The organism is Streptomyces sp. NPDC002784, assembly GCF_053592135.1.
The window spans coordinates 1-4,340 of the sequence record NZ_JBSFVD010000096.1 but is presented as its reverse complement, the minus strand read 5'-3'; the positions used below and the strand labels follow the sequence as shown (position 1 = coordinate 4,340).

Sequence of the window (4,340 nt, the reverse complement as noted above, 5' to 3'; positions counted from 1 at the left end):
CGGTCCGTGTGCGGAGGGCGCGGGGCCGTCGGACCGTCGGGCCGCGCGGTGGGCGGGGCGGGCAGGGCCGCACGGTCGGTCTTGCCGTGCGGGGTGAGCGGGAGCCGGTCCATGACGACCACGGCCGACGGCATCATGAAGTCCGGCAGGAACGCGGCGACTTGGCGGCGTACCGACGCGCGCAGGCGATGCTCGTCGGCCGCGGTGCGCGGTGTGCCGACGTACCGTGCGAGGTCGCAGTCCGCCGTGCCGCGCACCGGGGGTTCGGGGGTGGTGCCGCCCTCGGTGAACTCGGCGTCGAAGCAGGTGTCGTCCGTGGCGGAGGACCAGCGCAGCGCGACGCCGTAGCCGAGATCCGCGCCGAGGCGGGCGAGGTGTTCGGGGTCGGCGGTGGCGCGGCGTGGGTGGCCCGGGTCGTGGAGGAAGCCGGTCAGCCGGGCGTTGGGCACGCCGGTGACCGTGAAGCGCGCGGGCCGCCGGGTGCGGGCGAAGCGTGCGACGGCATCCGGGGTGGGGGCGTCGACGCCCCAGCGCAGTACGGGTCCGGTGTCGGGTCGGTCCGGGGCCGCGCCCGTGCCCAGGACGACGTCGTATCGAAGAGCGGTCAGTTCGTTGATCCGCTCGCCGCGCTTCAGCCGCACGTCACAGGTGGTGAACCGGCCGGAGTGGGCTGCGTGGGCGGCGAAGTAGTCGGGATCGACGAGGAGTTCCGGTACGTCTTGTACGCCGCTGAGGCGGGTGCGATCGCGCAGGCGGAGGTTTCTGACGTCGCCGACGAAGAGCCGCCCGCCGGGGGCCAGGGCCTGCCCGGCCACGTCGAGCACACGGGAGAGGTAGGCGCCGCTCGGGAAGTACTGCACCACGGAGTTGAGGACGACCACGTCGAAGTGGCCCGCGGGGATGCCCGTGGGGTTGTGCGCGGTCTGCTGCCGCAGCACCACCCGGCCCTCGGGCAGGCCGAGCCGGTCCACCCGTGGACGCAGCCCTCGGATCGCCGCGGCGGAGAAGTCCAGTCCCCAGTACTCGGCGGTGTGCGGGGCGAGTTCGGTGAGGAGCAGGCCGCCGCCCACGCCGATCTCCAGCACGCGTGTGGGGCGCAACTCCAGGAGGCGCTGGACGGTGGCGTCCCGCCACTCCCGCATGTCCTCGACCGGAATGGGAGTGCCGTCACGGCTGTCGTGCCAGCCGGAGAAGTCGTCCTCGCCGGGGGCCGCGACGGGCCCCGCGTAAACGGCGTCGTGAACCTGGCACCAGTCCTCGACGCGTCCGCGCTCGCCGCGGTCCGGGCCGGCCGGGGCCTCGGGGACCACGTACGCCACGATCCGGCGCTCGCCCCGGCGGTCCTCGCGCAGCACGACCGCGGCCTGGGCCACCCCGCCGGTGGCGGCGACGCGGGCCTCGACCTCACCCAACTCGACGCGGTGACCGCGCAGTTTGACCTGGTCGTCGACGCGTCCGACGAACTCCAGCCGCCCGTCCGAGGTCCGGCGCACCAGGTCTCCGGTGCGGTAGGCGCGGGTTCCCGGCGGTCCGAAGGGGTCGGCGACGAAGCGTTCCGCGGTCGGGCCGGGGCGGCCGCGGTAGCCGCGCGCGAGACCGGCGCCGGCGATGTACAGCTCGCCGGTTTCGCCCGTCGGGACGGGCCGCAGCAGGTCGTCCAGGACGTGTACGCGGGTGCCGCGCACGGGGTCGCCGATGGGCGGGACGTTCCCGTCTGGGCGCAGTGCCTCGCTCATCGTGGCGCAGACCGTCGTCTCGGTGGGGCCGTAGCCGTTGATCAGTGTGCGGCCTCGCGCCCAGCGTGCGGCGAGTTCGGCGCCGCACGCCTCGCCCGCGACCACGAGGGTGGTGACGCCGGGCAGGTCGTCGGGCGACAGGGCGCCCAGGACGGCGGGCGGCACGGTCAGATGGCTGATCGCGTGCTCGTCGGCGAGCCGGGCCAGCTCGCGGCCGGGCAGCAGCCGGGATGCCGGGGCCAGGACGAGGGCGGCACCGGCCGTGAGGGTCATGCCCAGTTCCCAGAAGAAGGCGTCGAAGCCGGCCGAGGCGAACTGGAGGACCCGGCTGCCGCTGTCCACGTTCAGGGTGGCCGCCTGGTGGGCGACGAGGTTGGCGTACCCGGCCCGGGTGACGGCGACCGGTTTGGGGGTGCCCGTGGAGCCGGACGTGTAGATCACATAGGCGAGATGGTCGGGGCGCGGGCGCCGTGCGAGGTAGGGGCCGGTGTCGGGGCGTGCGGGGGCTTCCCGGTCGTCGTCCTGGACGTCCATCCGGGACACCGGAGGTGCCTCTGGCAGGCTGATGTGCGCGGCGGTCAGCAGCAGCGCCGGACGCGCGTCGGTGAGGATGTGGGCGATGCGGGCGGCGGGGTAGCGGGGGTCGACCGGCAGGAACGCGGCGCCCGTCTTCCACACCGCGAGTACCGCGACGATCAGTTCCACGGACCTGTCCAGGGCAGCCGCGACGACGTCGTCGGAGCCGGTCCCGTGCGCGGCGAGGCGGCGGGCGAGCCGGTCGGCGCGGGCGTCGAGTTCGCCGTAGGTCGTCCGCTGTCCCTCGAAGCGCACGGCGATGCTGTCCGGGGCGATGAGCGCCCGTTCCTCGAACAGGTCGAGAGCGGCGCGGGGTTCGGGGAGCACGGGTGCCGCGGAGCGGTCCGGGTGGCGGCGGACGCCGTCCAGGAAGCGCGTCGACGTGTCGGGCGGGCCGTCGGTCATCGGATTCCTCGCGTGGGCCGGGGGCGTCGCGTCCGGCCCGGGTGGGCCGTATCGCTCGTGTAGCGTGAACTCCTCTGTCGGCCACCGCAGTTGAGGGCGTTCCGCACACCATGACCGCTGAGGGAAGACCGCTCGTCGACGCAGCCGCGGGCACGGCAGGGCGCGGCCTGTTCAGCCATCGGAACTTCCGGCTGTTGCTGATCGGTGAGACGACCAGCAGGTTCGGCACGAGCGTCACGTCGGTGCTGCTTCCGCTCACCGCGGTCGTGACGCTGGACGCCTCTCCCGCCCTGGTCGGGCTGCTGACGGCCGCGCCGTGGCTGCCGTGGCTGGTGGTCGGGCTGCCGGCCGGTGCCTGGGTGGACCAGTGGCCCCGGCGCCGGGTCATGCATGTGTGCAACCTGGTCTCGGCGACGCTGTTCACGAGTGTCCCGGCCGCCTGGTGGCTGGACGTGCTGACCGTCTGGCAGCTGCTCGCGGTGGCCTTCCTCACGGGCACGGCCTCGGTGTTCTTCTCGACCGCGTACTCCAGCTACCTGCCCGTCCTCGTGGACAGGTCCGAACTCCTGGAGGGAAACGCGAAGTTGCAGGGCGGTGAGCATCTGGCCCGGATCGCCGGGCCGGGTGCGGGCGGGCTGCTCGCGCAGCTGCTCGGCACGGTCCCGGGGCTGCTGCTGGACTCCGTCTCGTTCGTCGTGTCGTCGTGGTGTCTGCGCGGCATACGGGCCGAGGAGCCGCGGCGCGCCGGTGGCCGGGTGCGGCTGCGCGAGGAGATGTCCGCGGGGCTGCGCTTCATCGGCCGTGATCCGCTGCTGCGGGCGGTCATCGGGTTCGGCGCGGCGGCCAATCTCGCGATGGCCGGCTACGAGGCGACGTACATCGTGTTCCTGGTCCGCTCGGTGGGGCTCGGTGCGGGCACGGTGGGGCTGCTCGGCTCCTGTGGCGCGGTCGGCGGGGTGCTGGGGGTGCTGTGCGCGCGCCGGATGGCGCGTCGGCTGGGCACGGCCCGCGCCCTCGTGGCCGCCCAACTCGGTTCCTCGCTCTTCGGGTTGCTGATCCCCCTCACGGCGCCGGGGCCGCGGCTCGCGCTGTTCGTGATCGGCTCGACGGTGACGATGGCCGGGCTCGTGGCCTGCAACGTGATCATCGTGAGCTTCCGTCAGTCGTACTGCCCGGAGGAGTTGCTCGGCCGTGTCACCTCCACGGCGCTGCTGATCAACTTCAGCACGATTCCGCTGGGCGCCGTCGCCGCCGGGGCGCTGAACTCCGCCGTGGGACCGCGGCCGACGATGTGGATCGTCGCCGGGGCTTTGGTGGCGGCGGTCCTTCCGCTGCTGTCGGGCCCCTTGCGCGGTCTGCGCGACCTGCCCGATGCGGGGGCCGGTGCCGAGTCCCGCTGAGGGTCCTGCCATCGGTTCCATGGGCGTCGTTCACCTCCCGTCCTGTCCGGGTATGCGGCTGCCGGGCGGACCCGGCGTGGACGGGCACCGGCAGCCGGGCCGTGTCCACGTCCGTGTCCTCCCTCAGGTGCTCTCGTCCCGTCGGCCGGCCGCGTTCACCGGGGCCGTGCGTTCGGCCACCGCGCCGGCCGCTCCCCGGCCGACGGGGACGTCCGTGAGGAGC

2 protein-coding genes are annotated in these 4,340 nt (G+C 74.0%); one reads left to right on the top strand and one right to left on the bottom strand.

Annotated features, from left to right (window positions below; all coding sequences use genetic code 11):
• Positions 1–2,717: amino acid adenylation domain-containing protein (locus ACWD1Z_RS36580; protein ID WP_451125106.1), on the bottom strand; the 2,717-nt coding region annotated here is incomplete at its 3' end.
• A 110-nt stretch (positions 2,718–2,827) separates the two neighbouring features.
• On the opposite strand from ACWD1Z_RS36580, the gene ACWD1Z_RS36575 reads away from it, so the two are divergent.
• Complete coding sequence (locus ACWD1Z_RS36575) at positions 2,828–4,117, top strand: MFS transporter (protein ID WP_451125104.1); 1,290 nt, start codon at positions 2,828–2,830, stop codon at positions 4,115–4,117.
• The last annotated feature ends 223 nt before the right edge of the window (positions 4,118–4,340 follow it).